This window comes from Nocardioides sp. NPDC023903 (assembly GCF_040639295.1).
Classification (GTDB): domain Bacteria; phylum Actinomycetota; class Actinomycetes; order Propionibacteriales; family Nocardioidaceae; genus Nocardioides.
Genome location: NZ_JBEZZS010000019.1, coordinates 1 through 25,581 on the forward strand (window position 1 = coordinate 1; position 25,581 = coordinate 25,581).

Here is a 25,581-nt window from a genome sequence, read left to right on the forward strand (position 1 = left end):
GCTGCGGCACCAGCGCGTCGATGAGCCGGATCGGACCGAGCACGTTGGTCACCACGGTCTCCTCGGCATCGGCGAGGAAGCCCGGCGTGGTCCAGCGAAACCAGAGTTTCGTCGCCCACAACTACCTTCTCGGCCGCCAGAACTACCGATTCGGCGGGGAGGGGTCAGCTGGCGTCAGTGTTGAACTCGTTGTCGACGTAGATGTCCTCTGTGGCCGGGGACTTCTTGATCATCTCGACCGACTCCATGAAGTCGGCGAACTCGCCGAAGCCGGTGGGGGTCAGGGACCAGGTGACGTCGGGATCGGTGATCTGGGTCTTGACCTCGGCGGCGGTGAGCTCGCCCTCGGACTCGGCGGAGAGGAGCTCGGCGGCCTTGTCCGGGTCGTCGGTGAGGAGGGTGTTGGACTCCTTCAGGGCGGCGTAGAAGGCCTTGGTGAAGTCGGGGTTGGCGTCGAGGAAGTCGGGCTTGGCGTAGATCGCGTTGAAGGTGGTGCGACCGAAGAGGTCGTAGCTCTTCAGGATCGGGTGGGCGCCGGCCTCGGCCTCCTGGGCGACGAACGGCGGGGCGGTGAGGTGGCCGGCGATCTGGCCGGAGACGAGTGCCTGGAGGCCGTCGGGGTGGCCCATGCCGACGATATTCTTGTCGAGCGCGTGCGGGTCGCCGAGCTGCTCGCCGGCGGCCTTGCGCAGCGGCAGCGACTGGATCGAGTCGGGCGCAGGCATCGCGATCTTGGCGTCCTTCGGCAGGTCCTTCAGCGACTTGATCGACGGATCCTTGACCATGAGCTGGAGGTTCATCTGGTTCATCGCGGCGACCGTCTTCCAGCCGACGCCGGCATCGACGCCGACCAGGAACGGCGAGGCGCCCATCGAGGCGACCTGGACGTCGCCGGCGATGACCGCGTCGCGCAGCGCCCCGCCGGAGTCGAGCTCCTGCCACTTGATCTCGGTGTCGGGCAGCGCCTTCTCCAGCGTCTTCTGCTCCTTGATGACCAGCAGGGTCGCGTACCCCAGGCCCGGCTGGTAGCCGATCGTGATCGTCTCGGCCGGGCCGTCGTCGCCGGCTCCGGCGCCGCAGGCGGCGAGTACGCCGGTGAGCAGGGTGGCGGCGAAGACGGCGGCCAGGCTGCGTACGCCTCGACGGGAACCTTGGCGGGGACCGCGATGGGACATGGGGGAGCTCCTTGACGTGGGGTTGGCGGAGAGTGGTCAGGCGGTCTTCATGCCCCAGCGCACGACGGTGCGGCGCTCGAGCCAGCTGAAGACGAGGTCGAAGAGGATTCCGATCAGCGCGATGGTGACCAGACCGGCGAAGGCGTCGGCGATGTGCAGGTAGGTCTTGGCGTTGTTGATGAAGTAGCCCAGGCCGCCGCCCTCACCGGCGACGCCGAAGACCAGCTCGGCGGCGATGATCGTGCGCCAGCCGAAGGCCCAGGCGCTCTTCAGGCCGGAGACGGTATGCGGGAGGGCGGCGGGGACGAGGACGTACCAGACCAGGCGTACGCCGCGGAGCCCGATGTTGCGGCCGACCGCGACCACGGTGGGGTTGGCGGTGCGGAAGCCCTGGCTGACGTTGATCGCGATCGGCCAGATCACGGCGTTGGCGATCACCACGATCAGGGCTGTGGTGTTGATGCCGAACCACAGCATCGCCAGCGGCAGGATCGCGACCGCCGGCAGCGGGTTGAGCATCGAGGTGAGCAGGACCAGCAGGTCCTCGCCGATCGTCGTCCAGGTGGCGAGCGTGGTCAGCGCCGCGGCGGCCACGATCCCGATGGCAAGCGCCTGGCCGAGGATGCGCAGGGTGAGCAAGGTCGAGTCGACCAGCGCTCCGCTGCGTACGCCCTCGACCATCGCCTGCGCGACGTCGAGCGGCCCGACGAGCACGAGCGGGCTGACTGCGCCGAACCGGACACCGAGATCCCAGGCGAGCAGCAGGGTGAGGAGCAGGAGGCCGCGACGTACGGCGGTGGGGATGTCGCCCCAGCGGGGCAGCCTCCTGGGCAGGTCACCGGGGAGGTCGGCAGCCGTCTGGGAAGCGGTGGGCGGGGGAGCGGTCTGGGTCATGCCGCCGCCTCGCTCTCGCCCGACCCGTCGGTCCCGTCGGCGAGCAGGGCGCGCAGGCGGGTCTGGGCGGCGACGAAGGCCGGATCAGTTGGGTCGTCGAGGCCGCGTACATCGAGGGTGTCCACGACGTGTGACGGTGGCGTCGAGAGGACGACGACCTGGTCGCCGACGTAGACCGCCTCGGCGATGCTGTGGGTGACGAAGAGAACCGTGATGCCGGTCTCGGCGGCGACCTGCTTGAGCTCGCCCTGGAGCCGGTCCCGGGTCTGGGCGTCGAGGGCGCCGAACGGCTCGTCCATGAGGAGTACGTCGGGTTCGAGCGCCAGCGCGCGGGCGATCGCGACCCGCTGCTTCATGCCGCCCGAGAGCTGGTGCGGATAGCGCGCCCCAGCCTGGTCGAGCCCCATCGTCGTCAGCCAGCGGTCGGCTCGCTCCCGGGCCTGCTCGCGGGTGCGTCCGTTGGCGCGCAGCGGGAACTCCAGGTTGCCCCGCACGGTGCGCCAGGGGAAGAGCTGGTCGAACTCCTGGAAGACGACCGCCCGGTCGGGCCCCGGCGTCGTGACCGAGGTGCGGCCGGAGACGGTGATCGTGCCCGACCACGGGCGTAGGAACCCGGCAGCGGCCTTCAGGATGGTCGACTTCCCGCAGCCCGACGGACCGAGCAGCATCGTCGTCGATCCACGCGGGACGGAGAACGAGACCCCGCCGACAGCGAGGTGCGGCTCGCCGTCGACGAGATAGCCGAGGCGTACGTCGCTGACCTCGAGCATGGACACGGAAGACCTCCAGGGATGGCGTCGTCAGAGTCGACTTAGAAAACTAAGTAACTCGACTATAGCGACCTGGAGAGGCGCGGGCCGCAGCGGCCCAGGGGTCGGACTTCTCAGGTGTTTCCTGCACTTCTCGGGCATTGCAACACCTGAGAAGTGCAGGAATACCCGGTTAACCGGGTATTCCTGCGCGCGGCTACGGCGTGATGACGAGCCCCACGACCCAGGTGATGGTGGCGAGCGTGGAGGCGGTGGCGTCGATCAGGATGAACAGGCCCATCGCCTTCAGGGCGGTCCAGGTGGAGGTCCAGGCGGCACCTGGGTCACCACCGTGGCGACGGAGCTCGGCGAGGAAGACGCCGACGGGGAAGCCGACGAAGATGCCGACGACGGGGATCACGAAGAAGCCGATGATGGCCAGGACCGCGCCGACGATCTGGGTGGACAGCGGCATCCCGGAGTCCTTGAGGCGCTTGCCGGGGATGGCGTACTTGGTGATCAGCCCGATGGCGATGAAGGCGGCCGAGATGCCGAAGATCACCCACCCGGTGGACTCTCCCAGCCAGATGGCCCAGCCGAGGATCGCGGCGGCGACGAGCAGCGCTCCGCCGGGGAGGACAGGGACGATGATGCCGGCGATGCCGAAGGCGATGACCAGCGCGACGAGAACTTCGACGAGACTCACGGAGCGAACCCTAGCCCCGTGACACCGCATGAGACGCCGAAGGCCCGGACCGTCGTGGTCCGGGCCTTCGGGGAGTCGGTGGGTGGGGTCAGTTCTTCTCGGTGAGCTTGTGCGTCTCGTCGGTGATCGAGCTTGCGATCTCCTTGAGCTTCTCACCGTGCTCGCGGGCGTGGTGGGCGCAGAACAGCAGTTCGCCGCCGGAGTGGAGCTCCGCGCGTACGTAGGCCTGCGCTCCGCACCGGTCGCAACGGTCCTCGGACGTGAGCGGCGAGCTGGTGGCAACGGCAGTGGTCACATCGGCCTCATTTCTGAATCATGATTGCGCCGGGATAACGTACGTGAGTCTTGGAAGATTCCCTAGATCGCTAGCGTTTCCTCGCGGACTCTTACCGCCGCCGCACCTCTAATCCTTGCAGTTGTCGCTCCGGGTTGGGGATCCGGGTCGGACCTACCCCGCGGGACATCGCTGTCCGTGACAGACATTCTTACCTGTCGACCGACCATTTCGTGCATCGAAACCCGCAAGTTCCACGTAACGGACCGATCACGACGTACATGTGCCGCACGATGGCGCATGGGCCGGTTGCCGCGTGCCTGCGTGAGACCCGGGCGTGTCGCACGGTAGATTTCATCCAAGAAACACCCCCACGCAGTACCCCGGGTACCACGCAGTTACGCAGGAGCCGATCATCTCTGACAACACCTACAACGCCGCGCACCTCCTCGTCCTCGAGGGCTTGGAGGCGGTGCGCAAGCGTCCCGGTATGTACATCGGCTCGACCGATACCCGCGGCCTCATGCACTGCCTGTGGGAGATCATCGACAACGGCGTCGACGAGGCGCTGGCGGGTGTCGCCGGCCACGTCGAGGTGACGATGCACCCCGACGGCTCGGTCGAGGTCTACGACGACGGCCGTGGCATCCCGACCGACAAGGAGCCCCGCACCGGGCTTCCGGGCGTCGAGGTGGTCGCGACCAAGCTGCACGCGGGCGGCAAGTTCGGTGGTGGCTCCTACAACGCGACCGGCGGTCTGCACGGTGTCGGCCTCTCGGTCGTCAACGCGCTCTCGAGTCGGATGGACATCGACGTGGACCGCTCGCCGGCCCAGCAGGGGATGTCGTTCCGCCGGGGCGTGCCCGGGGTGTTCGACGGCGACGGCCCGGCGGCCGCCTTCACGCCGCAGAGCGGCCTGACCCGCAAGGGCAAGCGAGTCGCCAAGGGCAAGAGCGGAACCAGGGTCAGGTTCTGGCCCGACCGGCAGATCTTCACCAAGGACGCCCGCTTCGAGCTCGAGGGCCTGCTCGGCCGGGCCCGGCAGACGAGCTTCATCGTGCCCGGGCTCGAGCTGGTCATCCGCGACCTGTCCGGCGAGGACCCGGTCGAGGAGAAGTTCCGCCACGACGGCGGCATCGCCGAGTTCGTCGACTTCCTGGCCAAGGACGAGCCGGTCAGCGGCGTACTCCGCCTGCAGGGTTCGGACACCTTCACCGAGACCGTGCCGATGCTCGACGACGCCGGCCACATGACGCCGCAGGACGTCGAGCGCGAGCTCGGCGTCGACATCGCGGTGCGGTGGGGCAGCGGCTACGACAACGAGATCCGCTCCTTCGTCAACGTGATCGCCACCCCGAAGGGCGGCACCCACGTCAGCGGCTTCGAGAACGCGCTGACCAAGACGTTCAACGACGCCATGCGCGCCACCAAGGTGCTCAAGGTCAACGACAAGGACATCGTCAAGGAGGACATCCTCGAGGGTCTGACCGCGGTGGTGACGGTGCGTCTGGCCGAGCCGCAGTTCGAGGGCCAGACGAAGGAGATCCTCGGCACCCCGGCTGCGCGCAGCGTGGTGCGCAAGGTCGTCGCCGCGGAGATGAAGACGTTCCTCACCGAGTCGCGCGGGGCGCAGAAGCAGCAGGCCAAGCTGGTGATGGAGAAGGTGTACGCCGCCTCCAAGACCCGGCTCTCGCTGCGTCAGCAGAAGGAGAACCAGCGGCGCAAGAACGCGCTGGAGTCCTCCGCGCTGCCGTCCAAGCTCGCCGACTGCCGCACCACCGACGACCGGGCCGAGCTGTTCATCGTCGAGGGTGACTCCGCGCTCGGCACCGCGAAGGTGGCCCGCAACTCGGAGTTCCAGGCGCTGCTGCCGATCCGCGGCAAGATCCTCAACGTCCAGAAGGCCTCGGTCGGCGACATGCTGAAGAACGCCGAGTGCTCCTCGATCATCCAGGTGGTCGGGACCGGCACAGGTCGCAGCTTCGACCTGGACGCGGCGCGCTACGGCAAGATCATCTTCATGGCCGACGCCGATTCCGACGGCGCCCACATCCGTACGCTGCTGGCGACGCTGTTCTTCAAGTACATGCCCGAGCTGATCGCCGCGGGCAAGGTCTACACCGCGGTCCCGCCGTTGCACCGGATCGAGATCTCCAACCCCAAGAAGGGGATGGAGAAGTACATCTACACCTACTCCGACCCGGAGCTGCAGCGGAAGCTCGCCGAGCTGAAGAAGAAGAACGTCACCTGGAAGGACCCGGTGCAGCGCTACAAGGGTCTGGGTGAGATGGACGCCGACCAGCTGGCCGAGACCACCATGGACCCGCGCCAACGGACGCTTCGCCGGCTGACGCTGGACGATGCCGACGAGGCCGCGGCGGTCTTCGACCTGTTGATGGGATCCGAGGTAGCTCCGCGCAAGGAGTTCATCGTCGCCGGGGGCGGTCAGCTCTCCGAGACCGACCTCGACTTCTAGGGCCGTGACCTCAGCGATGGACCAGAAGGCAGCCCGGACAGCGGCGACCAAGGCGTTCAAGACGGGCGGCATGCCGCTGCGCAAGGGCCATCACCGGCTCGGCGACCCCAAGAGCGACGACATCGTCTGGTACGTCGACCTGCGCGCCCAGGGCGCCGGGCCGAGCGCTCCGCTGCGCTATGAGATCGGCTGCTGGGTCGCCGCCCTCGGCCACCCGGAGCCGGAGGGCGGCCCCGTCGACTGCCCGCTGCTGCTCGACCGGCCGGTCGCGGCCACCACACCCGCAGAGATCGGCGAGGAGGTCGATGAGCTGGTGACACTCGTCGCCGATCTCGACTCGGTCACCGCGCTGCGCGACGCGCTGGCGGAGGGGACGCTGGGGCGGCCGCTGGTCGACCAGTCGCTGCGTACGTTCCTGGATGGGTAGGGCCCTGGACGGCTGACGCCCGGTCAGCGCTCGGCCAGCAGTGCGAAGAGGTCGCCGACCTCGCCCAGGTGACCGAGCTTGTCGGGGTTGAGGACGTTGTGCATGCGTACGATCCGGCCGCCGTCGACGTCGAGGGCGATGACTCCGAGCAGGGCGCCGTCGGCGCCGCGGGTCAGCATCGCCGGCTGACCGTTGGCGTGCGAGAGCTCCAGACGTACGCCGAAGCGCTCGCCCTGACGCATGAGCCCGAGCAGGAAGCGGGTGACGGCGACGGCGCCCAGCATGGGCTTCTGGATGGCTGGAGCCCGGCCGCCGCCGTCGGCGACGAACACGACGTCGTCGGCGAGCAGCCGCTCCAGGCCGGCGATGTCGCTCGCGGACAGCGCCGCGACGAACTGCGAGGCGAGCTGGTCGCGGCGCTCGCGTGAGGGATCGAACCGCGGCGTGCCGTCGGCGATCCGCTTGCGGGCACGGGTGAAGATCTGGCGGCAGTTGGTCGCGCTCTTGTCGACGACGGGTGCGATGTCCTCGTAGTCGTAGCCCAGCACCTCACGCAGCACGAACACCGCGCGCTCGACCGGCGTGAGCGACTCCAGCAGGACCAGGAAGGCGGTGCTGACGGTCTCGTCGAGCTCGAGGCGGTGGCTCGGGTCCTCGTCGGAGACCAGGATCGGCTCGGGCAGCCACGGGCCGACGTACTGCTCACGGCGGTGGCGGGCCGAGCGCAAGGTGTCGATGGCGATCCGGGTGGTGACCGTGGTGGCGTACGCATCGAGGTTGTCGACCTCTTCGCTGCTGCGGTGCATCCGCAGGAACGCCTCCTGCACGATGTCTTCCGCCTCGGCGACGCTGCCGAGCATCCGGTAGGCGATCGAGAACATCAGCGGGCGGAGCCCGTCATGAGCGCTTGCGAGGTCCACGAGTGCAGGACCTTACGCCAGCTGTCACAGGAGCGCAGGTTGTTTCGTCGGTGGGGTCAACAACGACGAAAGGAACAGAACGATGCGTATCTTCATCGCAGGCGGAACCGGTGCGGTCGGAGTCCGGATGGTGCCGCTCCTGGTGGCCGCCGGGCACGAGGTCTTCGGCTCGACCCGGCACGACGCGGGGCGCGAGGCCCTGGCCGGCATAGGCGCGACCGGGATCGTGATGGACCCGCTGGACGCGCAGAGCGTCCACGACGCCGTCGCCAAGGCCGAGCCCGAGGTCGTCGTGCACCAGCTCACCGCGCTGGGCGGCCTCAGCGGCAATCTGAAGAAGTGGGACCAGGACTTCGCGATGACCAACCGGCTGCGTACCGAGGGCACCGACCACCTGCTGGCGGCGTCCCGGGCAGCCGGCGTGCGGCGGTTCGTCGCGCAGAGCTTCGGTGGCGGCTGGACCTACGAGCGCACCGGCGGCTGGGTCAAGGACGAGAGCAGCCCGATGATCACCGACCCCGGCAAGGAGGCGCGAGGCGCCCTGGCGGCGATCCGTCACCTGGAGGAGGCGGTGACCACCGCGTCGGACCTCGAGGGGCTGGTGCTGCGCTACGGCAACTTCTACGGCCCCGGCAACGCGGCCTCGCGCGAGGGCGCGATCGGCGAGCTGCTGCGTGCGGGCAAGATGCCGGTGGTGGGTGGCGGCACCGGGGTGTGGTCGTTCGTCCACATCGACGATGTGGGGGCGGCGACCGCCGCGGCGGTCGAGCGTGGTGCGCCGGGCATCTACAACATCGTCGACGACGATCCCGCTCCGGTGAACCAGTGGATGCCGTTCCTGGCCGAGCAGGTCGGCGGCCGGAACCCGATGCGCCTGCCGGCCTGGCTGGCCCGGCCGCTGATCGGTGAGTTCGGGGTCGCGCTGATGACCTCGGTGCGCGGCTCCTCGAACGCCAAGGCGAAGCGGGAGCTCGGCTGGACGCCGTCGTACGCCACCTGGCGCGAGGGCTTCCGGACCGGGATCGGCTGATCGTGGTTATGGTGGCGCGGTGAAGATGATCGCGTTGCAGGACGAGTGGTGGCCGACGATGACCTGCTTCGGGTGCGGGCCGGCCAACGCCCAGGGGCTCCAGCTGAAGAGCTATCCGCAGCTGGACGGGAGCGTGACCGCGACCTTCCAGCCGTGGCCGCAGCACGACAACGGCGGCGGGTTCCTCAACGGCGGGATCATCGCGACCGTGCTCGACTGCCACAGCGCCGCCGCGGTGCACCAGGAGGCCTTCCTCAACGGCTGGATGCCCGCCGAGGGGGAGTCCCTGGCCTACGTCACGGCCGGGATCGACGTACGCTACCGGCGGCCGGCTCCGCTCAAGGAGCCGGTCACGCTCGTCGCCTCCACCAAGGACGCCAGCGAGGACCAGATCACCTCGGTGGTGCGGCTGGAGTGGGACGGGAAGGTCCGCGCCGAGGGCGAGGCGCTGTGGAAGCGCTGGCGCCCCCGCGACTGAGACCCCTGACTGAGAAATGAGGGAACGGCCCCCACCAGGTGAGGGCCGTTCCGTATCTCGGTCGAGCTAGTCGAGCAGCTCGGTCACGGTGCCGGCGGCGACGGTGTGACCGCCTTCGCGGACCGCGAAGCCGAGTCCGACGTTCATCGCGATCGGCTTCTCCAGCTCCACTCCGAGCTCGATCGTGTCGCCGGGCATGACCAGGGCGATCTCACCCAGGTCGATCCCGCCGGGCACGTCCGTGGTCCGGAAGTAGAACTGCGGCCGGTAGTCCGCGGCGAACGGCGTGTGCCGGCCACCCTCGGCAGTGGACAGCGCGTGCAGGTTCGCCCGGAACTTCCGATGCGGCCGTACGCTGCCCGGCAGCGCCACCACCTGGCCGCGACGGACCTCGTCGCGCTTGACGCCACGCAGCAGCACCGCCGCGTTGTCGCCCGCGTCCGCGGACTCCAGCGACTTGCCGAACGTCTCCATCCCGATCGCCGTGCTGGTGATCGTCGCGCCGAGGCCCACGACCTCGACCGCGTCGCCGACCTTCAGCGACCCGCGCTCGACGGCCCCGGTGACCACGGTCCCGCGACCGGTGATGGTGACGACGTTCTCGATCGGCATCAGGAACGGCTCGCCGAGCTCGCGCTCCGGCACCGGCACGTTGCCGTCGATCGCGTCCAGCAGGTCACCGATCGCGGCGGTCCACTCCGGGTCGCCCTCCAGCGCCTTGAGTCCGGAGACCCGGACGACAGGTACGTCGTCGCCGGGGAACCCGTACTCCGAGAGGAGGTCACGGACCTCCAGCTCGACCAGGTCGAGCAGCTCGGGGTCGTCGACGGTGTCGGCCTTGTTGAGCGCCACCACCAGGTACGGCACGCCCACCCGGCGCGCGAGCAGCACGTGCTCGCGCGTCTGCGGCATGGCGCCGTCCTGCGCGGAGACGACCAGGATCGCGGCGTCCACCTGGGCAGCGCCGGTGATCATGTTCTTCACGTAGTCGGCGTGCCCGGGCATGTCGACGTGCGCGTAGTGCCGGGTCGCGGTCTCGTACTCGACGTGCGAGATGTTGATCGTGATCCCGCGCTGCAGCTCCTCCGGCGCACGGTCGATGCCGTCGAAGGCGATGAAGCGGTTCACGCTCGGGTCGCGCTCCGCGAGCACCTTGGTGATCGCGGCGGTCAGGGTGGTCTTGCCGTGGTCGACGTGACCCATCGTCCCGATGTTGAGGTGCGGCTTGGTCCGCACGAACTGGCCCTTGGCCATGAGAGTTCCTTCGTGTGTCAGAAGATTTCGGGGTGAGCCAGGACCCTCCGGCAAGCCCTCACAGCGCTGTCACCGCGATGAGGGGGCCGGTGCGGGCCACCCTCCTCCGCGGGTCCTGCAGAGCAGGAGGAGGGTCAGCTTCGCGCGCCGGTGCAATCGACTGACGGTGCCCACGTGGGAGCGCCCGTCAGGCTCTTGCCTGACAGGTGGTGCTCGGAAACCACGCGGAACATGCTGATCACGTTAGATGCCAACACAGACACCAGCAATGTAATTCCCGGCTAGCGCGCCTCCAGGCGTACGACGACCGACTTCGAGGTCGGGGTGCGGCTGCCGTCGGCGTAGGAGTCGAGGGGGATGAGGACGTTGGTCTCCGGGAAGTAAGCCGCGGCGGAGCCGCGAGGGGTGGCGTAGGCGACGACGCGGAAGCCCTCGGCACGGCGCTCGCCGTCGGTCCAGACCGAGACGATGTCGACGGTGTCGCCGTCGGCGATGCCCTGCTCGAGGAGGTCCTCGGGGTTGACGAAGACGACGTGGCGCCCGCCCTTGATGCCGCGGTAGCGGTCGTTGTAGCCGTAGACCGTGGTGTTGAACTGGTCGTGGGACCGCAGCGTCTGCAGCAGCAGGTGGCCCGGGGGAGCCGAGATCGCGGTCAGCGGGTTGGCGGTGACCAAGGCCCGACCGGTCGCGGTGTTGAACGTACGCGAGTCGCGCGGGCCGTTGGGCAGGGCGAAGCCACCGGGCGCCTTCAGTCGGGTCTCGAAGTCCTCGAACCCGGGGATCACCGCGGAGATGTGCCAGCGGATCCGGGAGTAGTCCGCGCCCATCGCGGCCCAGTCCACACCGTTGTCCGAGCCGAAGAGCGCCTCGCCGATGGCGCAGACGATGCCGACCTCGCTGCGCAGCTCCTTCGAGCCCGGGAGCAGACGGCCGTGGGAGGCGTGGACCATGCCCATCGAGTCCTCGACGGTGACGTACTGCTCGCGGCCGCCGGTCTCGTCGCGCTCGGTGCGGCCCAGGCAGGGGAGGATCAGGCCTTCGCGGCCGTGGTGGAGGTGGCTGCGGTTGAGCTTGGTCGAGACCTGGACGGTGAGGCCGACGTTGGCCAGCGCGGCCGTGGTGACGGCGGTGTCGGGGGTCGCGGCGGCGAAGTTGCCGCCCAGGGCGAGGAAGACGTCGACGGCGCCGTCGCGCATCGCCTCGATCGCGGCGACCACGTCGAAGCCGTCCTCACGCGGCACCTTGATGCCGAACTCGTCGCCGACCGCGTCGAGGAACCACGCCGGCGGCTTCTCCCAGATGCCCATCGTGCGGTCGCCCTGCACGTTGGAGTGGCCACGGACCGGGCAGGCGCCTGCGCCCGGCTTGCCGATGTTGCCGCGCAGCAGCAGGAAGGAGGCGATCTCGCGGATCGTGGCGACCGAGTTCTTGTGCTGGGTCAGGCCCATCGCCCAGCACACGATGACGCGCTCGCGGGACTCGACCAGGTCGGTCAGGGACTCGATCTCCTCACGGGAGATGCCGCTGAGCCGGGTGATCTCGTCCCACTCCATGGCCGCCCAGGCCTGTGCCGCGACCTCGAAGCCGTCGGTGTGCGCCTCGATGAAGGGGTGCGCGATGGCGTCGCGCTCGACGAGCAGTTTGTTGATCCCGGCGAACAGGGCGAGGTCGCCGTTGACCTGCACGGGCACGTGGACGTCGGCGAGTTGGGTGCCGACGCCGGTGACGCCGCGTACGGTCTGGGGGTTGCGGAACCTCCCCATCCCGGCCTCGCGCAGCGGGTTGATCGAGATGACCTTGGCGCCGTTCTCCTTGGCGGACTCGAGCGCGGTCAGCATCCGTGGGTGGTTGGTGCCGGGGTTCTGGCCGACGACGAAGATCAGGTCGGAGTGTTCGGCGAGGTCGTCGTAGGTGACTGTGCCCTTGCCGATGCCGATGACCTCGCCGAGCGCGGTGCCACTGGACTCGTGGCACATGTTGGAGCAGTCGGGCAGGTTGTTGGTGCCGAGCTGGCGGGCGAGCAGCTGGTAGACGAACGCGGCCTCATTCGACGCGCGGCCGGAGGTGTAGAAGACCGAACGGTCAGGGTCGGTCGCGCGCATCCGATCCGCGATCAGCGAGATCGCGTCGGACCAGGTGATGGGGGAGTAGTGGGTCTCGCCGCGGGCGACGTACATCGGCTCGGTCAGCCGGCCCTGCGACTCCAGCCAGTGGTCGTCGCGCTCGTGGAGCGAGGCGACCGAGTTGGCCGCGAAGAAGTCGCGGTCGACCCGTTTGCGGGTCGCCTCCCACGCCACCGCCTTGGCGCCGTTCTCGCAGAACTCTGCCGCCTTGCGGTGGTCGGGGTCCGGCCAGGCGCACGAGGGGCAGTCGAAGCCGCCGACCTGGTTGACCTTGAGCAGCGTCTGCAGGCTGCGCTTGGGGCCCATCTCGCGCAGCGCGTACTCCATCGAGTGGGCCACTCCGGGGAGTCCGACCGCGGCCGTCTCCGGCTCGGTGACGCGGAGGGTGGGTTCGGGCAGGTCTACGGAGTGCTCGGTGCTCACCCGAGGCACACTACTCCGAGGCGATCGCCTTGAGGACGTCTTCCCTCCCGGCGCGGATGGCCGGGAGGAGCGCGGCCAGGACGCCGACGACCACGGCGATCGCCATGAAGACGGCCAGCTGGTCGAGCGGCACCCACAGGCTGGTGAGGTCTTCGCGCAGCGCGTCGCGCAGCAGCACCCCGAAGAGCACCCCGAGGGCGAGCCCGAGGACCGCGCCGAGGACAGCGATCGTCACCGACTCCAGGGTGATCATCCGGCGCAGCTGGCTGCGGGAGAGACCGATGGCGCGCAGCAGCCCGATCTCGCGGGTGCGCTCGATGACGCTGAGGCCGAGGGTGTTGACGATGCCGATCACGGCGATCACGATCGCGAGCGCGAGCAGGCCGTAGATCATGTAGAGCAGCTGGTTGACCTGCCCCTTGATCGACTCGGCGAACTCCTCCTTGTCCTGCACCGCGACCACCGGCCGGTCCTCGACGAGCTTGTCGAGGCGGTCGTGGACGACGGCCGGGTCGGCGCCGCGGGCGAGCATGATGCTCAGCGAGGCGTCCTCGCGCGGCACCTTGGCCGCGACGAGGTCCTCGATGCGCACCGTGATGTCGCCGGTGACCTGGGTCTGGGCGATGATCCCGCTGATCTGCGGGTGCTGCTGGCGGCCGCTGACGAAGGTGAGGTCGATGCGGTCGCCGAGCTGCCACTTGTGCTCCTTCGCGGCCTCGTCGGTGACCAGCACCTGGCCGGGCTTCACGTCCTCGCTGCCCTCGAGCACGTCCAGGTCATATACCTGCGGCAAGTGCTCGTCGACGCCGAAGAGGAATTCGACCTCGTTCTTCTTCGGGTTCTGCAGGTCCACCTTGCCGACGACGGCCTGGGCGATCTGCGAGCGGGAGACGGTCGCCACGCCCTCCACTTTCTCCATCTCGTCGCCGATCGAGGTCGGGAACGGGGTGAAGGTCGGGCTCTGCACGACCAGGTCGGGTTTGAACTGCTCCTCGACCACGTCGGAGATCGAGGCGTTCATCGAGGCGGCGAGCACGCCGATCAGGGAGACCAGCGCCAGGCCGATCATCAGCGCCGACGCGGTGGCGCCGGTGCGCCGCGGGTCGCGCATCGCGTTCTGGCCGGCCAGCTTTCCGGTCATCCCGAAGACGAACCCCGAGACGGTACGCAGCGCCGCCAGCACCGGGCGGCCGAGGAACGCGCTGATCCAGGCGACCGAGAGGATCGAGACCCCGGCCCCGACGCCGACCCACAGCGCCGGGCTCGTGGGCACGTCGAAGCCGCCAGGAAGGGTGATCTCCGGGACCCCGATCCGTGGCACCGCCGCGATCGCGAGCCCGGCGACCAGCAGGACGAGGCCCACCGACGTACGCAGGATGGTGGATCTGGTCGGAGGCTGGGTGTCCTCGCGCATCGCCGCCACGGGCGGGACCTTCCCGGCCCGGCGGGAGGGGAGCAGGGCCGCGGCGAGCGTGACGCAGACGCCCACGGCGTAGGAGATCCAGATGGTGCGCGGGGTGAGGGTGAGGACGTCGGAGGCGATCTCCAGACCCGCCTGACGGAAGACGGCGGCCAGGGCGTGGGCCAGCCCCCAGCCGGCGAGGACGCCGATGGTGGCCGCGATCAGCGACATCACCAGCGCCTCGAAGAGCACCGAGGTGGTGACCTGGCGGCGGGAGGCCCCCAGGGCGCGGAGCAGCGCCAGCTGGCGGGAGCGCTGCGCGATCAGGATGGAGAAGGTGTTGACGATGATGAAGGCCCCGACGATGACCGCGATCACCGCGAAGACGATCAGGAAGACCGAGATCACGTCGAGGAACTCGCCGATCGCGTCCTCGGACTCCTCGACCATCTTGTCGCCGGTGACGGCCTCGAACCCCTGCGGGACCACCGTCTCCGCGGCCTCGACGAGCTCCTTCTGGGAGACGCCGGGGGCGGCGGTCAACGAGATCCCGGAGTAGACGTCCTTGCCCTCGGTGAACAGGCTCTGGGCGCCGGCCGTGCTGAAGATCAGCAGCTGCGCGCCCGCGGTGCCTCCGCCGTTGAAGGAGGCGGTGCCGGTGAGGGTGACCTTGCGGCGGGTCTCGCCCTGGGGTGCGATCAGGGTGACGGAGTCGCCCACCTGGTAACCGGCCTTCTCCGCGGTCGCCTCGTCGAGGACGAGCTCCTTGTCCCCGGTCGGCCAGCTCCCGGTGATGAGCTCGAGCGACGGCTCGCCGAGCAGGTTGGGGGTTCCGGTGTGGTTGAACGCCAGCGTCGGCGCACCCGAGCTGCTGACCAGCTTGTCGTCGGTGTCGAGCACATAGAGTCCCGCGCCCTGGACGACGCCGTCGGCGCGGGCGACCTCCGGCAGTGTACGCAGCTTCTCGATGGCCGCCGGCTCCAGCGTGGCCGCGCCGCCGCTGCCGGGGCGGCTGGCCTCAGCCGAGCTGGCGCTGTTGGTCGGGCGTACCTGGCCGTCGGGCGTGGAGCCGTTGATGATCCCGGAGAAGGTGCGGTCGAGCCCGTGGGAGAAGGTGAGTACGCCGGCCAGGAACGCCACGCCCAGGACGATCGCGAGCGTCGACATGAGCAGGCGCACCTTGTGCGCGGCGAGGTTGCGCAGCGTCAGCCGAAGCACGTCGCCACCTTCCTTGCGCAAGCGCCGGTGTACGGACGTGGCGGCGTGCCGACTGTGTGGTTCACTCGCTGACGCTCGTTCACTCTCAGGCGCCTTCGCTGATCGGAGCCAGGCCCATCGCCCGTGCCTGCAGGTCGGCCATGTGGGCCAGGATCTCCTCGCGGCTCGGCTTGGCCAGCTCGTCGACGATGCGGCCGTCGGCCAGGAAGATCACCCGGTCGCAGTAGGAGGCGGCGACCGGGTCGTGGGAGACCATCACGATGGTCTGGCCCAGGTCGTCGACGCTGTGACGCAGGAAGTCGAGCACCTGGGCGGCCGAGGTGGAGTCGAGGTTGCCGGTCGGCTCGTCGGCGAAGACGATGTCGGGCTTGGAGACCAGCGCCCGGGCGCAGGCGACCCGCTGCTGCTGTCCGCCGGAGAGCTCGCTCGGCTTGTGCGAGAGCCGTGGTCGCAGATCGACGGTGTCGATGACCTGGTCGAACCACCCCGGGTCCGGCTTCTTCCGTGCCAAGGAGAGCGGCAGCAGGATGTTCTCCTGCGCGGTCAGCGTCGGGACCAGGTTGAACGCCTGGAAGACGAACCCGATCTTGTCGCGCCGCAGCGAGGTGAGGCGGCGGTCGCGCATCTTGCCGAGCTTGCGACCGCCGACGATCACCTCACCGGTCGTGGGCTTGTCGAGCGCCGCCAGGCAGTGCATCAGCGTCGACTTGCCCGAGCCTGATGGACCCATGATGGCGGTGAACTGCCCCGCATAGAGGTCCAGGCTCACGCCGTCGAGCGCGCGGACCTCTGCGGCGCCCTTGCCGTAGGTCTTGTGCAGGTCGATCGCCTGGGCGGCGATCTCGAGTCGGTCTGCGTCGGTCACGACCCCAACTCTGGCTCACCCATGGTGAGCGCGCATCGGGGTTTATACCGATTTCGTAGATCTCGACCCGCTTCGCGGGTTCGCCGGCTCAGATCTTCTGGTTGAGCAGACCCGTGTCGACGTCGTAGATGAACCCGCCGACCTTGACGTCCTCGGGGACGAACGGGTGCGAGCGGACCTTGGCGACGTCCTCGGCGAGCGCGCGGGCCTGGTCGTCGACGACGACGGTCAGGTCGAGCCAGGACGCGTCCTGGCCCGCGGACTCGGAGAGCTTGGCGCGCAGCTCGGCCTCGGTGTTGGAGGCGACCGCACAGCGGGTGTGGGGCACGATCAGGATGCGCTTGACGTTGAGGAGGTGCACGCCGAGCACTAGCGCCTCCATCGCCTGCGGGGTCACCCGGCCACCGGGGTTGCGGAAGATCTTGGCGTCCCCGAGGCTCAGTCCCAGCATGGCCAGCGGCTCGATGCGGGAGTCCATGCAGGTCACGATCGCCACTCCGGCGTGGGCGACGCCGTCGAAGCCGCCGGTGTCGAACGTGTCGGCGTAGGTCTGGTTCGCGGCAAGCAGGTCATCGAAATCGGCCATGGGGTCAAGGTAGCCGATATCGCGGCGCCTACCTCGACCTGTGTCAGATAGCGTGCGTGATGTGATCGACGCCCTACTCGAGCCCAGTGACCTGCCCCACCGCCTGCCCCGTTTCGCGGACATCTCGATCGAGGACTACGGCCCGGCGATCGAGCAGGGGATGGCCGAGCAGCTGGCCGCGCTGGCCGCGATCACGGCCTCGGCCGAGGAGCCGACGTTCGAGAACACGCTGGTCGCCCTGGAGCGGTCCGGCGAGCGGCTGGACCGGGTCCTGCGGATCTTCTTCTCGCTGCTCTCCGCGGACTCCGACGACGATCTGGACGAGCTCCATGCTGCGTACGCTCCACGGCTGGCGGCCCACCACGACGCGCTGCTCCTCGACGACGCGCTCTTCGCCCGGGTGAACGCGGTCTATGAGAAGCGGGCCGAGCTGCAGGGCGAGGACCGCTATCTGGTCGAGCGCAACCACCGCGACTTCGTGCTCGCCGGTGCTGCGCTGGGGCCGGCGGAGAAGGCACGCCTGCGGGAGCTCAACCAGGAGATCTCCGGGCTGGAGGCGGCGTTCGGGCAGGCGGCGCAGGCCGACTCCAACGACCTCGCCGTGGTCGTCGACACCGTCGAGGAGCTCGCCGGGCTGACCCCGGGGGAGATCTCCGCGGCGGCGGCGGCCGCCGAGGGCAGGGGACTGGCGGGCAAGTTCCTGATCACGCTGACCCTGTTCACCGCCCACCCCTACCTGTCGGTGCTGGAGAACCGGGAGCTGCGCCAGCGGCTGTTCGAGGCCCAGCTCGCCCGTGGCTCGCGCGGCAACGCCAACGACACCCGCGGCATCGCGCTCGACGCGCTGCGGCTGCGGGCGGAGAAGGCCCAGCTGCTCGGGTTCGACAGCTACGCCGGTCTGGTGACCGCGGACAACACCGCCGGCACCCCGAAGGCCGTCCGCGACATGCTGGAGCGGCTGGCGGCGCCGGCGGCTCGCAACGCCCGAGCTGAGCAGTCCGCGCTCGAGGCCTCGGCGGGCGGGCCGATCGAGGCCTGGGACTGGCCGTACTACGCGGAGAGGGTCCGAGTCTCGGAGTACGACGTCGACCTGGCCGTGCTGCGGCCGTGGTTCGAGGCCGACCGGGTGCTGCGCGACGGCGTCTTCTTCGCCGCCGGCCGGCTCTACGGGCTGACCTTCGAGGAGCGCCCCGACCTGCAGGGCTACCACCCCGAGGTACGCGTCTTCGAGGTCTCCCGCGACGGCGAGCCGATCGGCCTCTTCCTGCTCGACCTCTACACCCGGGACTCGAAGAAGGGCGGCGCGTGGATGAACTCCTACGTCACCGCCAACACGCTGCTGGGTGAGCCGTCGGCGGTCGTGACCAACAACCTCAACGTGCCCAAGCCGGCGCCGGGGGAGCCGACGCTGCTCACGTTCGACCAGGTCAACACGCTCTTCCACGAGTTCGGGCACGCGCTCCACGGGCTGCTCGCGCGGGCGACCTACCCGCGGTTCGCCGCGACGTCGGTCTACCGCGACTTCGTCGAGTACCCGTCCCAGGTCAACGAGATGTGGATGCTCTGGCCCGAGGTGCTCGCCAACTACGCCGTACATCACGAGACCGGTGAGCCGATCCCGGCCGACGTGCTCGGCAAACTCGAGGCGTCCGCCACGTTCAACGAGGGGTTCGCGACCTCCGAGTACCTGGCCGCCGCGCTCATCGACCTCGCCTGGCACGAGCTCGGTCCGGCCGACGTACCGACCTCGCCGGAGGCTGTCGAGGAGTTCGAGGCGGCCGCGCTCTCGGCGGTCGGCCTGGACAACCCGGCGGTGCGGCCTCGCTACTACACGGCGTACTTCAAGCACATCTTCGGCGGCTACGCCTCGGCGTACTACTCCTACATCTGGTCCGAGGTCCTCGACGCCGACACGGTCGCGTGGTTCAAGGAGAACGGCGGCCTGACGAGAGAGAACGGCGAGGCGTACGTCCGTTATGTGATCGGCATCGGCGGCACTCGGGACCCGCTGGAGTCCTATGCGGAGTGGCGCGGCCGGCCGGCCCCGATCGCTCCGTTGCTGGAGCGCCGGGGCCTGGCCTGAGGGTCAGCGGTCCCGCGGATCCGCGGGACCGGCCCAGCTGGACTGCGGGTCGCTGGCGGGAAAGGTCTCTTCCTCGGTCTCGTCCTGGCGATCGCGCTCGGCGCCTTCCTCCTCGACTCGATCCGGAGTGGGGAAGGGGATCGGAGCCTCGGTGCTCTCGTCAGCGCCGGTCACCGGGTCCTTGGTTTCCTTCTCGACCATGTTCTCTGCTCCCATCTGAAGACTTCGCTGCTGTCGTCGATGCCGTTCAGCATCCACTGTGCCACGGCCACGTCAGGATCGGCTCAGCGCGTCCTTGACACGGTCCGCGATGGAGTGGAACGGCATGGTGGCCAGCTGCTTGGGCACCGATCCGGCGGAGCCGGGGTGGGGGTGAGTCGGTGCGATGAGCTCGGTCGCGGTCAGGCGCTTGCCCATCATGTGGCGAGCCGTCTCGTCGATCGTGCTGAGAAGCAGCGGGAACTCGACACGCTCCTCCTCTTCGGCGTGCTGCTCGACCGCGATCTGGAAGATCGGGAAGGTCTCGTCGAACTCGGGGCTGTCGACGCCGACCTCCTCGAGCCGGGCCAGCATCTCGGTGGCCTCCTTCTCATCGGCGTTGAGCGCCTTGGCGAGCGTCTCGCCGCCATGGGTCGAGGTGACCGTGTGGACGACGATCTGCTCGGCGGTCTCGTGCACCGCGAGCAGGACCCGGAGGTCGTCGAACGCCTGGCGCTTGGCCGGGCCCTCGGAGTTCCCCACCGTCGCGCAGAGCTGCCGGATGCCGGCGTGCTGCTGCAGCAGGATCCTGACCACGTCTCCCTCGGGTAGCTCGGAGGCCTTCCTGAGGTCTTCGGTCACGTGGGACATGGGCTGCTCCTGTCTCGGATGTGTGGACATAACCCCAGGTACCCACGGCGTGTTCTGCCCATACACCTGTCCAATCGACCACTGATCTGAGATGGTTCAGGTGTGATGAGGTCGGGCGTTGTGCAGGTCGCGGTGGTCAGCCCGCAGGAGGTTGTCGTGCGGGGGCTCGTGAGCATGCTCACGGACTTTCCCGACCGGGTGGTCGTGACCGCGCTTCCGTCGGTACGCAGCCGTGCGCCGGGCGTCGACGTGATCCTCTACGACACCTACGGTCTGTACCTGAGCGACGGCGCCGATCTGCAGCATCTGCTGCACGAGACCGACGCCGAGGTGCTGATCTTCAGCCGCGACATGCGCCCCGATCTGAGGGCCCAGGCCTACTCGCTGGGAGCCCGCTCCTGGGTATCGATGAGCGTGCACGCCGGTGATCTCGTACGCAGCATCGAGCTCGCCGCCGCCGGCGAGCCGATCGGCGAGCACGAGGACCCGATGGGCACGCTCGCCGGGCTCAGCACCCGTGAGGTCGAGGTGCTTGCCCTGATCACCCAGGGGCTGTCCAACAAGGAGATCGCCGAGAAGCTCGTGGTGAGCGTGAACACGCTCAAGAGCCACATCCGTCAGGCCTACCGAAAGATCGACGTCACCACCCGCAGCCAGGCGGTCAGTTGGGCGATCACCCACGGGTTCGCGCCGCCCGACGAGAATTCTCTGGAGCCGGGCGCATCGGTGGTGGCACGGATGGTTACCGATAGCGTATCGACAGAGCAGTCTGGGTGACTGCCGCCTGCCACGGCACGCCGGTGGACACCACGATTGTGCTGTCGGTGCCGCGGTCTCGGCAACGGACCCGGGACCGCGGTTCTAACCCTCAGGGGTGAGTGTGCTGTGGGGGTTGAGCTCACCCCTGGGGGCCATTTCTCTCCTGAGCAGGTGTCTTTCGCACGTCCGCGCGAAAGACTCGGGTCATGGATACGACACAGGATGCATCGCCGCTGCTCCCTCCTCAGCAGGAGGATCTGGTCGTACGCCACCTCCCGGTGGCACGCTCGCTTGCGGCCCGCTACTCGGGCCGCGGCGTCGAGGCCGACGACCTTCGCCAGGCCGCCCACATGGGACTGGTGAAGGCTGCTCGCCGCTATGACCCCGCCGAGGGCGAGTTCCTGAGCTATGCCGTGCCGATGGCCAAGGGCGAGATCCGCCACTGCTTCCGCGAGCTGGCCCGCTGCGTACGTCCGCAGGGTGTGGACGACGAGCTGCTCGAGCAGATGGGGGAGGCCGACCCCGGCTTCGACCGCGCCGAGGCGCGAGTCGTCGTCGCGGAGGCGATCGGCGATCTCCGTGAGGCGGACCTGATGATCCTGCAGCTGCGGTTCGTCGACGGTCTTTCTCAGGCCGAGATCGGCGAGCGGATCGGCGCCACCCAGGCGCAGGTCTCCCGCGCCCTGGCCCGGATCCTCCGCCGGATGCGGGTCGCCGTCGCCGCGTAACCGATGTATCGAGGGGGTACCGGAAGATATGACTACCCAAGCCGTCATCTTCACCGTGATCGGGGTGATCGTCGTCCTGGTCGGCGTTGCCGCCTGGCTCTACGACGCCCGCCGGAACAAGCGCGTCGCCGATGACGAGGAGCGCTTCGATCAGCCGAGAAAGAGGAGGAGCTGAGATGCCGCAACGTGCCTGGAGCAAGAAGCGAGAACGCCAGTACGAGCACATCAAGGAAGGTCTGCTCGAGCGCGGTGAGAACGAGGACACCGCCGAGGAGATCGCGGCTCGTACGGTGAACAAGGAGCGTGCCCGCGGGGGAGAGTCCCGCGAAAGCAGCCGCACCTCGACCAAGGACATCTCCTCAGGCCGCCGCGGTGGCTTGCGCAGCCACCGCGGCTCCGGCGGCCGGACCAAGGCCCAGCTGTACGAAGAGGCCAAGGACAAGAACGTCAAGGGGCGTTCGAAGATGAGCAAGGCCGAGCTCGAGAAGGCGGTTGGGCGCTAGTTCCGTTCTACGGAGACCTGTGGGCCGCCGACCCGTGATCGGGTCGGCGGCCCACAACTGTGTGCTGAGCCTGCAACCATCTACGGATGCGGCCGCGAGACGTACGCCGTCGAGGTCCGCTCGAACACGCCGTCGGCGTTGTCCGGAGGCGGGGTGGGGGCTCGGTGGTAGCCGGGTCGCCCGATCGGGAAGGTCTCGGACATCATGCCGATCCGCTCGCGGGCCAGACCCAGGGTGATGCCGGCTCCGTCACGCAGCTTCTCGTACGTGGCGGCGGGGTAGCGGCCGACGACGTAGCCGGCCACCCCACCCAGGGCGAAGGTGAAGAGGTTGCGTTTCGTCCTCACTTCTTCTTACCTCCCTTGACCTTTCGCAGCAGCGCCTCGGTGCCCTTCTTGCGGATGACCGTGGTGGCGACGGTGATCACGATCGGGACCGCGAAGGCGGCGACAGCCGTGAGCCGCTTGCCCCAGGACGACTCCTGCCACTTGGTCTTGGGCGTCGTGCCGTTCCACAGCGAGCGCTGAGCGTTCTTGGAGCGCTCGCCGGTGATCGTTGAGTACGTCATGCCAGATCTCCTTGTGTCGGGGTCGGCTTTCGTGTCCCGTACCCGTCGTGGGTGCGGGTCATGCGGCGAGTCCTACGCCTTCGAGCTGCTCACGGAGCTCGTCGATGATCCGGGTCAGGATCCGGGAGACCTGGGTCTGGGTGACTCCGATGGCCTCGCCGATCTCTGCCTGGCTGCGGTCCTCGATGAAGCGCAGCCTCACCACGAGCTGGTCACGCGGGCACAGCACGTGAATCGCCTGCTCCAGGGCCAGACGGGTCTCGCAGTCGGCGAGTCCGCCGTCGACTCCGGGCAGCATGTCGCCGATGGTCGCCTCGGCCGAGGACTGGGCCTCGCCCGGGCGCAGCGGAGCGTCCAGCGAGGACGGGGTGAAGCAACCGCGGGCATCGAGCGCCTCGCGTACCTTCTGCTCCGGCACGTGGGCGATCTCGGCCAGCTCGGAGGTGGGCAGGTTGCCTCGCTCCGACCCGATCCGCAGCAGCGTGCTCTGCAGCTCCTGGATGGGTCGCGGCGGCCGTACCGTCCAGCCGTGGTCACGGAACCAGCGCTTCACCTCCCCGCGGATCGTGGGTACCGCATAGGTGAGGAAGTCGTCGGCACGATCGGGGTGGAAGCTCTTCGCGGCCCGGACGAGGGCGATGTACGCCACCTGCTCCAGGTCCGCACGGGGGATGCCACGGCCGGTGTAGCGGTGGGCGATCGAGCGGGCGACCGCGGCGTTGAGGAGGATCACCTCCTCGAGGATCCGGTCCTGCTCCTCACCCTCCGCGGTGTGTGCCTTCGCCAACAGCTCTGAGGTCAGACGCTGTCGCTCGGCCCGGGGTAGGTCTGTCTCGAAAGTTGTCGTCGTCATGTGTAGGTAGTGCCCGACACGACCGTCTCCCAACGGCTTCTGCGCAAGGTTCACCCCGGCGGGTGTGGGTCGTAGGGGTCCGCAACCACCCCTGCGGGTGGTAAACGGGACGGCCGGGCTGGGACGAGCGGCTGCGGGTACCGGCAGGTGAAACGGACACACGCCCTGGGAGGAACACCGATGAACGCCTGGGAAGAGTCATTGCGCGGCGCCCGGGTGGTGGTCACCGGCGGGGCCGGATTCCTCGGATCGTGGGTGAGCGAGCGACTCCTGGACGCCGGGGCCCAGGTGTGGATCGTCGACAACCTGCTCACCGGCTCGGCCGACAAGATCGAGCACCTCTTCGGCCGCCCGGGTTTCGCGATCACCATCGCCGACGCCAGCCGATCGATCCCCGACCCCGGTGGCGTCGACCTGGTGATGCACCTGGCCTGTCCGGCCTCTCCGGTGCACTACGAGCGGCTGCCTCTCGAGACGCTACGAGCGGCGAGCGAAGGTACGGTCAACGCACTCGAGCTGGCCGCCCGCCACAACGCCAGGTTCGTGCTCACCTCCACCTCCGAGGTCTACGGGGAGCCCGAGGAGCACCCCCAGCGCGAGGAGGACTGGGGCCACGTCAACCCGATCGGCGTACGCAGCGTCTACTACGAGGGCCAGCGGTTCGCGGAGGCGACCACGATGGCCTATGCCCGCGAGCGAGGCGTCGACGTCGCGGTGGCGCGCCTCTTCAGCACCTACGGCCCGCGGATGAGCCTCGATGACGGCCGGGTCGTGCCGACCTTCCTCGGCCAGGCCCTGAGCGGGGCTCCGCTGACGGTCGCGGGTGACGGCTCGCAGACCCGGTCCCTGTGCTGGGTCGAGGACACCGTCGAGGGACTTCTGCGGCTCGCCTGCGCCGACGTGGCCGGACCGGTCAACATCGGCAACGATTACGAGGTCACGATGCTCGAGCTGGCCCGGATGATCATCGAGCTGACCGGGTCCGAGTCGCGGATCCACCACGTGGCGCTGCCGACGGACGACCCGCACGTACGCCGCCCGGACCTGACCCGCGCGCGGCTGCTGCTCGGCTGGGAGCCGGAGATGCCGCTCGAGGAGGGGCTCAAGCGAACGGCGCGATGGCGCGAGGAGACGAGCTCGACGGCGGCAGCAGACGCAGAATCGGTGCGCTGACCTCGGAACTTGTCCTGATTCGCCGCATCACCACAGGGCCTCCCGGGCACCGAGAGGGAATGAGAATCCTGATCTGGCACGTACACGACTCCTGGACGAGGGCGTTCGTGCACGGTCGCCACGACTATCTCCTCCCGCCGACCGCCGACCGCGGCCCCGACGGTCTCGGCCGCGCCAGCACATGGGACTGGCCGTCGGCAGCCCGCGAGGTGAGCAGCGAGGCCCTCGCGGACGAGGAGATCGACGTCGTCGTCCTGCAGCGGCCGCACGAGGTCGAGCTGGCCGAGCGGTGGCTCGGCGGGCGGCGCCCGGGTCGTGACCTGCCCGCTGTCTACGTGGAGCACAGCACTCCCGTCGGCGCGGTCCCCGACACGCGCCACCCGATGGCGGGCGGCGGTGTCCCGATCGTCCACGTCACCGGTTTCAACGACCTCCTCTGGGACTGCTCGGGCACCCCGACCACCGTGATCGAGCACGGCATCGTCGACCCGGGCCGCCGCTACACCGGGGACATCGAGCGCGCCGGAGTGGTCGTCAACGATCCCGTACGCCGAGGCCGCTCGGTCGGCGCCGACCTGATCCCGGAGCTGGCCGAGGGCGTCGGCGCCGACGTCTTCGGCCAGCGCGTCGAGCGCCTGCCGTCCTACGACGGGCTGCGGACGTACGAGGACCTGTCGCAGCAGGATCTGCACGATCATCTCCCGCGGCGTCGCGTCTACGTCCACCTCAACCGCTGGACCTCGCTGGGGCTCTCGCTGATCGAGGCGATGCACCTCGGTATGCCGGTCGTCGCCCTGGCCACGACCGAGACCCCGCTCGCGGTCCCGCACGAGGCCGGGTTCGTCACCACCCGGCGGGACGAGATCGTCCCGGCCGTACGCCACCTGATGAAGGATCCCGACGTCGCCGAGGAGGCCGGGCTCATCGGGCGCCGGCACGCGAGAAGGCGCTACGGCCTGGAGCGGTTCCTCGAGGAGTGGGACGACGTGCTCCGGTGGGTCGCCACCGACAGCGCTCGGTGATACCGCGTCCGAGCTCGCCCGGACGCGAGGAGATCTCCCGTTT

General features: G+C 69.1%; 27 protein-coding genes. 11 read left to right on the forward strand and 16 right to left on the reverse strand.

Annotated elements, in window-relative coordinates; all coding sequences use genetic code 11:
* Window positions 1–164: 164 nt before the first annotated feature.
* The 5 genes from AB0F44_RS18955 to AB0F44_RS18975 form a co-directional block, all read right to left on the reverse strand.
* Window positions 165–1,175: an ABC transporter substrate-binding protein gene (locus AB0F44_RS18955; protein ID WP_357358002.1), complete on the reverse strand. Its 1,011-nt coding sequence runs from the start codon at window positions 1,173–1,175 to the stop codon at window positions 165–167.
* Window positions 1,176–1,211: 36 nt separating this feature from the next.
* A complete protein-coding gene (locus AB0F44_RS18960; protein ID WP_357358004.1) occupies window positions 1,212–2,069 on the reverse strand; it encodes an ABC transporter permease in 858 nt (285 codons plus the stop codon).
* Entirely contained in the window at window positions 2,066–2,839 is a 774-nt protein-coding gene (locus AB0F44_RS18965; RefSeq protein WP_357358175.1) for an ABC transporter ATP-binding protein, read from the reverse strand. Before AB0F44_RS18965 ends, AB0F44_RS18960 begins: the two co-directional genes overlap by 4 nt.
* A 196-nt stretch (window positions 2,840–3,035) precedes the next feature.
* On the reverse strand, window positions 3,036–3,524 hold the full coding sequence (locus tag AB0F44_RS18970) for a DUF456 domain-containing protein (RefSeq protein ID WP_357358006.1): 489 nt from the start codon (window positions 3,522–3,524) through the stop codon (window positions 3,036–3,038).
* 88 nt (window positions 3,525–3,612) lie between these two features.
* Window positions 3,613–3,819, reverse strand: coding sequence for a hypothetical protein (locus AB0F44_RS18975; protein ID WP_040756289.1), 207 nt, complete (start codon window positions 3,817–3,819; stop codon window positions 3,613–3,615).
* Window positions 3,820–4,288: 469 nt separating this feature from the next.
* On the opposite strand from AB0F44_RS18975, the gene AB0F44_RS18980 reads away from it, so the two are divergent.
* Together AB0F44_RS18980 and AB0F44_RS18985 are read left to right on the forward strand one after the other, a co-directional pair.
* Window positions 4,289–6,274, forward strand: coding sequence for a DNA topoisomerase IV subunit B (locus AB0F44_RS18980; protein WP_357358177.1), 1,986 nt, complete (start codon window positions 4,289–4,291; stop codon window positions 6,272–6,274).
* Between the two features lie 4 nt (window positions 6,275–6,278).
* Window positions 6,279–6,701: a hypothetical protein gene (locus tag AB0F44_RS18985; RefSeq protein WP_160024247.1), complete on the forward strand. Its 423-nt coding sequence runs from the start codon at window positions 6,279–6,281 to the stop codon at window positions 6,699–6,701.
* A gap of 23 nt (window positions 6,702–6,724) precedes the next feature.
* Here the strand turns inward: AB0F44_RS18985 and AB0F44_RS18990 are convergent, their stop codons facing one another.
* Window positions 6,725–7,621: an RNA polymerase sigma-70 factor gene (locus tag AB0F44_RS18990; RefSeq protein ID WP_357358008.1), complete on the reverse strand. Its 897-nt coding sequence runs from the start codon at window positions 7,619–7,621 to the stop codon at window positions 6,725–6,727.
* Window positions 7,622–7,703: 82 nt separating this feature from the next.
* Between AB0F44_RS18990 and AB0F44_RS18995 the strand changes: the two genes are divergently transcribed.
* Both AB0F44_RS18995 and AB0F44_RS19000 read left to right on the forward strand, forming a co-directional pair.
* Entirely contained in the window at window positions 7,704–8,651 is a 948-nt protein-coding gene (locus tag AB0F44_RS18995) for an NAD(P)-dependent oxidoreductase (RefSeq protein ID WP_357358010.1), read from the forward strand.
* Window positions 8,652–8,676: 25 nt separating this feature from the next.
* Window positions 8,677–9,129, forward strand: a complete 453-nt coding sequence (locus AB0F44_RS19000) for a PaaI family thioesterase (protein ID WP_357358179.1) — start codon at window positions 8,677–8,679, stop codon at window positions 9,127–9,129.
* Between the two features lie 66 nt (window positions 9,130–9,195).
* Here the strand turns inward: AB0F44_RS19000 and tuf are convergent, their stop codons facing one another.
* The 5 genes from tuf to AB0F44_RS19025 form a co-directional block, all read right to left on the reverse strand.
* Window positions 9,196–10,383 carry an elongation factor Tu gene (gene tuf / locus AB0F44_RS19005; protein ID WP_357358011.1) on the reverse strand — a complete coding sequence of 396 codons (1,188 nt, stop codon included), beginning with the start codon at window positions 10,381–10,383 and terminating at the stop codon, window positions 9,196–9,198.
* A gap of 281 nt (window positions 10,384–10,664) precedes the next feature.
* Window positions 10,665–12,929 (reverse strand): FdhF/YdeP family oxidoreductase, encoded by a 2,265-nt coding sequence (locus tag AB0F44_RS19010; protein ID WP_357358013.1) that lies wholly within the window; start codon window positions 12,927–12,929, stop codon window positions 10,665–10,667.
* Window positions 12,930–12,939: 10 nt separating this feature from the next.
* A complete protein-coding gene (locus AB0F44_RS19015; protein WP_357358015.1) occupies window positions 12,940–15,549 on the reverse strand; it encodes an FtsX-like permease family protein in 2,610 nt (869 codons plus the stop codon).
* An 85-nt stretch (window positions 15,550–15,634) separates the two neighbouring features.
* Window positions 15,635–16,414, reverse strand: a complete 780-nt coding sequence (locus tag AB0F44_RS19020; protein WP_357358017.1) for an ABC transporter ATP-binding protein — start codon at window positions 16,412–16,414, stop codon at window positions 15,635–15,637.
* Window positions 16,415–16,502: 88 nt separating this feature from the next.
* A complete protein-coding gene (locus AB0F44_RS19025; RefSeq protein ID WP_160024239.1) occupies window positions 16,503–17,000 on the reverse strand; it encodes a carbonic anhydrase in 498 nt (165 codons plus the stop codon).
* Window positions 17,001–17,061: 61 nt separating this feature from the next.
* Between AB0F44_RS19025 and AB0F44_RS19030 the strand changes: the two genes are divergently transcribed.
* A complete protein-coding gene (locus tag AB0F44_RS19030; protein WP_357358019.1) occupies window positions 17,062–19,083 on the forward strand; it encodes a M3 family metallopeptidase in 2,022 nt (673 codons plus the stop codon).
* A 3-nt stretch (window positions 19,084–19,086) separates the two neighbouring features.
* Here AB0F44_RS19030 and AB0F44_RS19035 read toward each other — a convergent pair whose 3' ends face one another.
* Both AB0F44_RS19035 and AB0F44_RS19040 read right to left on the reverse strand, forming a co-directional pair.
* The gene (locus AB0F44_RS19035) at window positions 19,087–19,284 is read right to left on the reverse strand and encodes a hypothetical protein (protein WP_350844320.1); all 198 of its coding nucleotides are present in this window, start codon (window positions 19,282–19,284) and stop codon (window positions 19,087–19,089) included.
* Window positions 19,285–19,356: 72 nt separating this feature from the next.
* A complete protein-coding gene (locus AB0F44_RS19040; protein WP_357358022.1) occupies window positions 19,357–19,932 on the reverse strand; it encodes a hemerythrin domain-containing protein in 576 nt (191 codons plus the stop codon).
* Window positions 19,933–20,037: 105 nt separating this feature from the next.
* Here AB0F44_RS19040 and AB0F44_RS19045 point away from each other — a divergent pair, with 105 nt between their 5' ends.
* From AB0F44_RS19045 to AB0F44_RS19060, 4 genes are all read left to right on the forward strand, one after another.
* Complete coding sequence (locus AB0F44_RS19045) at window positions 20,038–20,709, forward strand: response regulator transcription factor (protein ID WP_160024235.1); 672 nt, start codon at window positions 20,038–20,040, stop codon at window positions 20,707–20,709.
* A 188-nt stretch (window positions 20,710–20,897) separates the two neighbouring features.
* On the forward strand, window positions 20,898–21,419 hold the full coding sequence (locus AB0F44_RS19050; RefSeq protein ID WP_350844316.1) for a sigma-70 family RNA polymerase sigma factor: 522 nt from the start codon (window positions 20,898–20,900) through the stop codon (window positions 21,417–21,419).
* 28 nt (window positions 21,420–21,447) lie between these two features.
* On the forward strand, window positions 21,448–21,594 hold the full coding sequence (locus AB0F44_RS19055; RefSeq protein WP_160024233.1) for a hypothetical protein: 147 nt from the start codon (window positions 21,448–21,450) through the stop codon (window positions 21,592–21,594).
* A gap of 1 nt (window position 21,595) precedes the next feature.
* A complete protein-coding gene (locus tag AB0F44_RS19060; RefSeq protein ID WP_160024232.1) occupies window positions 21,596–21,922 on the forward strand; it encodes a plasmid stabilization protein in 327 nt (108 codons plus the stop codon).
* An 80-nt stretch (window positions 21,923–22,002) separates the two neighbouring features.
* Here AB0F44_RS19060 and AB0F44_RS19065 read toward each other — a convergent pair whose 3' ends face one another.
* From AB0F44_RS19065 to AB0F44_RS19075, 3 genes are read right to left on the reverse strand one after another with little or no spacing between them, the layout of a single operon-like run.
* Window positions 22,003–22,269: a hypothetical protein gene (locus tag AB0F44_RS19065; protein ID WP_160024231.1), complete on the reverse strand. Its 267-nt coding sequence runs from the start codon at window positions 22,267–22,269 to the stop codon at window positions 22,003–22,005.
* Window positions 22,266–22,490: a hypothetical protein gene (locus tag AB0F44_RS19070; RefSeq protein WP_160024230.1), complete on the reverse strand. Its 225-nt coding sequence runs from the start codon at window positions 22,488–22,490 to the stop codon at window positions 22,266–22,268. Before AB0F44_RS19070 ends, AB0F44_RS19065 begins: the two co-directional genes overlap by 4 nt.
* Window positions 22,491–22,548: 58 nt before the next feature.
* A complete protein-coding gene (locus AB0F44_RS19075) occupies window positions 22,549–23,343 on the reverse strand; it encodes a sigma-70 family RNA polymerase sigma factor (protein WP_160024229.1) in 795 nt (264 codons plus the stop codon).
* Between the two features lie 180 nt (window positions 23,344–23,523).
* Here AB0F44_RS19075 and AB0F44_RS19080 point away from each other — a divergent pair, with 180 nt between their 5' ends.
* Window positions 23,524–24,516 carry an NAD-dependent epimerase/dehydratase family protein gene (locus tag AB0F44_RS19080; RefSeq protein ID WP_357358025.1) on the forward strand — a complete coding sequence of 331 codons (993 nt, stop codon included), beginning with the start codon at window positions 23,524–23,526 and terminating at the stop codon, window positions 24,514–24,516.
* 59 nt (window positions 24,517–24,575) lie between these two features.
* A complete protein-coding gene (locus tag AB0F44_RS19085) occupies window positions 24,576–25,538 on the forward strand; it encodes a glycosyltransferase (RefSeq protein ID WP_357358027.1) in 963 nt (320 codons plus the stop codon).
* Window positions 25,539–25,581 lie beyond the last annotated feature (43 nt).